This window comes from Xenophilus sp. (assembly GCF_044462705.1).
Taxonomy (GTDB): Bacteria; Pseudomonadota; Gammaproteobacteria; order Burkholderiales; family Burkholderiaceae_C; genus Xenophilus; species Xenophilus azovorans.
Window position 1 is genome coordinate 1 of sequence record NZ_JBIQNC010000270.1, and the last position, 5,465, is coordinate 5,465.

5 protein-coding genes and 2 pseudogenes are annotated in these 5,465 nt (G+C 70.9%); 3 read left to right on the plus strand and 4 right to left on the minus strand.

Going from position 1 to position 5,465, the window contains the following annotated elements; genetic code table 11:
- A pseudogene (locus ACIY1X_RS24330) lies at positions 1-360 on the minus strand (insulinase family protein); the annotation flags it as partial.
- Positions 361-368: 8 nt separating this feature from the next.
- Positions 369-1,829 (minus strand): M16 family metallopeptidase, encoded by a 1,461-nt coding sequence (locus ACIY1X_RS24335; RefSeq protein ID WP_399685696.1) that lies wholly within the window; start codon positions 1,827-1,829, stop codon positions 369-371.
- 29 nt (positions 1,830-1,858) lie between these two features.
- On the opposite strand from ACIY1X_RS24335, the gene ftsY reads away from it, so the two are divergent.
- Positions 1,859-3,070, plus strand: a complete 1,212-nt coding sequence (gene ftsY / locus ACIY1X_RS24340) for a signal recognition particle-docking protein FtsY (RefSeq protein WP_399685699.1) — start codon at positions 1,859-1,861, stop codon at positions 3,068-3,070.
- Between the two features lie 57 nt (positions 3,071-3,127).
- Here ftsY and ACIY1X_RS24345 read toward each other — a convergent pair whose 3' ends face one another.
- Entirely contained in the window at positions 3,128-3,427 is a 300-nt protein-coding gene (locus ACIY1X_RS24345) for an FHA domain-containing protein (protein WP_399685702.1), read from the minus strand.
- 198 nt (positions 3,428-3,625) lie between these two features.
- Between ACIY1X_RS24345 and ACIY1X_RS24350 the strand changes: the two genes are divergently transcribed.
- Positions 3,626-4,096, plus strand: a complete 471-nt coding sequence (locus ACIY1X_RS24350) for a DUF962 domain-containing protein (RefSeq protein WP_399685706.1) — start codon at positions 3,626-3,628, stop codon at positions 4,094-4,096.
- Between the two features lie 134 nt (positions 4,097-4,230).
- Positions 4,231-5,166: an RNA polymerase sigma factor RpoH gene (gene rpoH / locus ACIY1X_RS24355; RefSeq protein WP_399685709.1), complete on the plus strand. Its 936-nt coding sequence runs from the start codon at positions 4,231-4,233 to the stop codon at positions 5,164-5,166.
- 70 nt (positions 5,167-5,236) lie between these two features.
- Here the strand turns inward: rpoH and ACIY1X_RS24360 are convergent.
- Positions 5,237-5,465: pseudogene (locus ACIY1X_RS24360) on the minus strand (DNA alkylation repair protein); the annotation flags it as partial.

Genomic DNA, 5,465 nt, shown 5'->3' on the forward strand with positions numbered 1-5,465 from the left:
GCCGGCACCGACGTTGAACTCGGCACCCAGGTCGGCCCAGGCCTCGCCGAGCTGGTTCTGGTCGAGCGCCGGCTCGCTGCCGCGCGCGGCCACGCCCTTCTCGATCATGCCGGCCGTCACGGCCGCCAGCCCGGCCTGCGCCGCCGGGTCGCGCCGGCTGCCGGCATCGAAGTCGATCTGCACGTCGACGATGGGCAGCGCGTCGGTGGCGGCCAGGTAGACCTGCGCGCCGCCGGGCAGCTGCCAGCGCTCGATCGGCACGCCGGCCTGGGCGCCCAGGGCGCAGCAGGCGGCGGCGACGGCCAGGGCGGCCCGCGCGGCCAGCGCCTTCAGCGCGGTGCGGGAGGAGGAAGAAGGCATCGGGCGGCTCATTGCATCGCCCCCTGCGGTGCGGTGAAGCCCCGCGCGCGGGCGGCCTTCGGGTCCGGCGGCAGGGGCCGCAGCGTGGCGACGGTCAGTTCGTCGTCGCCGAACCAGCGCGCCGCCACGGCCTGCACCTCCTGCGGCGTGACCGCCGCCAGGCGGGCCATGATGCGCTCGCTGGCATCCAGCGGCAGGCCCTGCACCCAGTTGCTGCCCAGCTCGCGCGCCTGCGCCATCACCGAGTCGCGCTTGTAGGTCTCGCTGGCCAGCCATTGCGTCTTCACCCGCGCCAGCTCGGCCGCGTCCACGCCCTCGCGCGCGATGCGCGCCACCTGCTCGCGCAGGGCCGCCTCCACCTCTTCGGCGGTACGGCCTGTCGCCGGCACGCCGGCCAGGGTGAACAGCTGCGGCCCGCGCCCGGTGAAGCCGTACCACGCCGAGGCACTGTCGGCCACGCGCTGCTCGCCCTGCGTGAGCGCCTTGTCCAGGCGCGAGCCGGCGTAGCCGTCCAGCACCGCCGACAGCACCACCAGCGCCCAGGCGTCGCTGGGCGCGTCCAGCGCCTGCGGGTCCGCTTGCGGCGCGCGGAAGGCGAGCGAGACGTACGCCTGCTCGGCCGGCGCCTTCAGTTCGACGCGGCGGATGCCGCGCTGCGCCGGCTCGGTGCGCGGCTTGCGCGGCGGCACGGCGCGCGCGGGGATCGCGCCGTAGTACTTCTCGGCCAGGGCGCGCACCTGCGCCACGTCCACGTCGCCGACCACCACCACGGCGGCGTTGGCCGGCACGTACCAGCGCTGGAAGAACACGCGCGCATCCTCCGGCGTCATGGCGTCCAGGTCGCTCATCCAGCCCACCACCGGGCGGCGATAGGGCGAGGCGACGAACACCGCCGCGTTCTGCAACTCGCCCAGGCGGGCGCGCGGCTGGTCGTCGGTGCGCATGCGGCGCTCCTCCTTGACCACCTCCATCTCGCGGCGGAACTCGTCGTCCGGCCACTGGTTGTGGGCGAAGCGGTCCGACTCCAGCTTCATCACCTCCTCCAGCCGGTCGGCGGGGATCTGCTGGTAGTAGCCGGTGGCGTCGCGCGAGGTGAAGGCGTTCTCGCGCCCGCCCAGCGCCGCCACCCGGCGCGAGAACTCGCCGGGCTTGAGCAGGGCGCTGCCCTTGAACATCATGTGCTCCAGCACGTGGGCCACGCCGGAGCTGCCGTCCACCTCGTCCATCGAGCCCACGCGCACCCACAGCATCTGCACCGCCGTCGGGGCGCGCCGGTCGGGCAGCACGATCAGCGTCATGCCGTTCGCCAGCGTGAACTGCTGCGGCTTGACGGAAGCGGTGGGGAGGGCGGCGGGCGCCTGCGGGGTGTCGGGTGCCTGGGCCGACGCGGCCGGTGCCAGCAGCCCGGCCAGGGCTGCCAGCAACGCCACGCCGGCCGCAGTGCGGCGTGGCGAGGGGGGTCGTTTCATAGAATCCGTCGATTCTAGAAACGCCTCGAATGTTCAGTTTTTTCAAGAAGAAGCCGCCGGCTGAAGCCCCCGCCGCGCCGCCGGCTGCCCCCGTCGAGGCCACGCCTCCCGCCGCCGTCCCGGCGCCTGCACAGCGCTCCGCCTTCCGTCCTTCGAACTGGTTCGGCGGCGGCGGCAAGGCCCCCGAGCCCGGCGCCGCACCTTCGCCCGCGCCCCAGCCCGAGGCAGAACCGCCGGTGCAGGAGGCACCGGCACCGGTCGCCGCGCCCGCGCCGGCCGCCCTGCCCGCGGCCCCTGTGGCGGCACCCACGGCCGCCACGACCGAGCGCCAGGGCTGGATGACCCGCCTGAAGAGCGGCCTGAAGAAGACCGGCAGCGGCATCCAGGCCGTGTTCGTCAACGCGCAGATCGACGACCAGCTCTACGAGGAACTGGAAGACGCGCTGCTGATGGCCGACACCGGCATTCCCGCCGCCGCGCACATCCTGCAGGACCTGAAGGACCGCGTCTGGCGCACCAGCGCCACCACGCCGCAGGCGGTGCGCACGCAGCTCGTCGAGGCGGTGGCGGCCGTGCTCGAGCCGCTGGAAAAGCCGCTGGAGGTGGGCCGCCACGTGCCCACCGTGATCATGGTCGCCGGCGTCAACGGCGCCGGCAAGACCACCTCCATCGGCAAGCTGACCAAGCACCTGGCCAACGAGGGCTGCACCGTGCTGCTGGCGGCGGCCGACACCTTCCGCGCCGCCGCACGCGAGCAGCTCGCCGTGTGGGCCGACCGCAACCTGGTCGAGATCGTCAGCCAGCAGGGCGGCGACCCGGCCGCGGTCAGCTTCGATGCCGTCAACGCCGGCAAGGCGCGCGGCAAGGACGTGGTGCTGGTCGACACCGCCGGCCGCCTGCCGACGCAGCTGCACCTGATGGACGAACTCAAGAAGATCAAGCGCGTCGTGTCCAAGGCCGACGGGACGGCGCCGCACGAGGTGCTGCTGGTGATCGACGGCAACACCGGCCAGAACGCGCTGGCCCAGGTGCAGGCCTTCGACGACGCGCTGGGCCTGACCGGCCTGGTCGTCACCAAGCTGGACGGCACCGCCAAGGGCGGCGTGCTGTGCGCCATCGCCCAGTGGGGCCAGCAGCGCAAGGGCGGCCCGGTGCCGGTCTACTTCATCGGCGTGGGCGAGAAGCTGGAAGACCTGGAGACCTTCGACGCGCGCGAGTTCGCGCAGGCGCTGGCGGGCTGAGGGGCCTGCGGCCGCGCCCCTTCAAAGGCAGGGAGCGACGGTCGCGGGCTCGTCGTGCTACACCGCGAGGCTCTCGTCGAGGTAGCGCATGTCCACGTCGCCCACGCGGATCACGTCGCGGTGGTGCAGTTGGCAGCGCTCGATGCGGCGCCCGTTGACGTGGGTGCCGTTGCTGCTGTCGAGGTCGCTCAGATAGACCCCCTCGTCGCGCAGCGAGATCAGCGCGTGGACGCGGCTGACCAGCGGCGCGTCCAGCGGCAGATCGCTGCTGTGCGCGCGGCCGATGGTCATCCTCGGCCGGTCGAGTTCGATGATTTGACGCTCACCCCCGTGACGGGTGACGATCAGCTTGTGCATGGTGACCTGGCTCCCCCTGAAAGTCCCTGAACATGATCCGTGACAGCCGCGCCGCACGTCGGCAGCGCCATGGACCGCATGGTCGGTCACTGCAAGGGGCCAGCGTGAGCGAAAAGTTGACGAGGTGTTGACTTTCGTTTCAATTTTCGAGGCCCCGTGAACTTTTACCAGGGCCATGCCGACAAGGAGACAGACACGATGACGACGCAGACCACCCCCTCCTGGACCGCGGGCGAAGGCGCCCGGCGGATCGACGTGCTGCTGGCGCACTACGGCGAGAGCCACCGCCATCCGGTGAACGAGTTCATCCACGTGCTGGCCATCCCGGCGATCATGTTCAGCCTGGTCGGGCTGCTGTTCGCCCTGCACCCCTGGGTGGCCTACGCCTTCCTCGCCCTGAGCCTGGTGTACTACGTGCGCCTGCGCTCGCCGGTCTTCCTGGTGGTGATGGTGCTGTGTACGGCGCTGATCCTGGCGGCCGTGCACGCGTTGGGCGGGCGGGTGCTGCCGGTGTCGGCGGCCGTGTTCGTGGTGGCCTGGATCTTCCAGTTCATTGGCCACAAGGTCGAAGGGAAGAAACCTTCCTTCTTCGAGGACCTCCAATACCTCTACGTCGGCCCGCTGTTCGTCGCCGCGCTGGGGCTGAGGCGGCTGGGCATCCGCTGGTAGCGGGTGTCCCGCGGCGCCGGCCGGCAGAGGATCAGAAAAACTATCAATTTCTTCATGGTCATTGGGAACTCCCGTTTTAGCACTCTCTCTAACCGAGTGCTAACATGAAATACCAACCAAGGAGCATCCCCGATATGACAAGTCTGTCTGGATCTTCCGCCAACCAGTTGGCCGTGGCCAACCCGTGGGCTGTCGTGCCCTCGCTCGGCAATCTGGACGCCTACATTTCCGCCGCCAACCGGCTCCCCCTGCTGACGCAGGAGGAGGAGCAGCGCTATGCGCGCCGGCTGCGCGACCACAACGACCTGGAGGCGGCCGGCGCGCTGGTGCTGTCGCACCTGCGGCTGGTGATTTCCATCTCCCGCCAGTACCTGGGCTACGGGCTGCCGCACGGCGACCTGATCCAGGAAGGCAACGTGGGCCTGATGAAGGCCGTCAAGCGCTTCGACCCGGACCAGGGCGTGCGCCTGGTGAGCTACGCCATCCACTGGATCAAGGCCGAGATCCACGAGTACATCCTGAAGAACTGGCGCATGGTGAAGGTGGCGACCACCAAGGCCCAGCGCAAGCTGTTCTTCAACCTGCGGTCGATGAAGCAGGGCTTCAAGGCCGAGGCGGCCGACGCCGACACGCACCGCGAGACGCTGAACACCGGCGAGATCGGCGAGGTGGCGCGCCACCTGAACGTGAAGCCGGAGGAAGTGGTCGAGATGGAGACCCGCATGTCCGGCGGCGACGTGGTGCTGGACCCCTCCCCCTCGGACGACGGCGAGGAAGCCTACGGCCCGATCGCCTACCTGGCCGACGCCTCGCAGGAGCCGACAGCGCAACTGGAGTCGCGCCAGCGCGAGCGCCTGTCCACCGACGGCATCGCCACGGCCCTGGAGACGCTGGACCCGCGCAGCCGCCGCATCGTCGAGGAGCGCTGGCTCAAGGTCAACGACGACGGCTCGGGCGGCATGACGCTGCACGAACTGGCGGCGGACTACGGCGTCTCGGCCGAGCGCATCCGGCAAATCGAATCGGCCGCGATGAAGAAGATGAGGAAGGCGCTGGCCGAATACGCTTGAACGGCCCGCGCCCTGCTCTTCCGCGAACCCGGCTCCGGCCGGGTTTTCTTTTTTTTGTCCGGCGCGCCGGCTAGGGCAGCGAGCGCAGCGCGCGGCGCACGATGTAGCGGGTGGCGGGCGTGTCGCTCTCGCGCAGCCAGCGCGCCGCCAGTTCGCGCACCCAGGGGCCCTGGCCCTTGCTTGCGTCGTTGAGCCAGTTGGCCACGGAGTTCTGCACGTAGCGGCTGGCGTCCGCGCGCAGCGGCGCCAGCAGCGGCAGCGCGCGCGAGGGCACGCGCGGCAGGACGGGGATCGGCGCG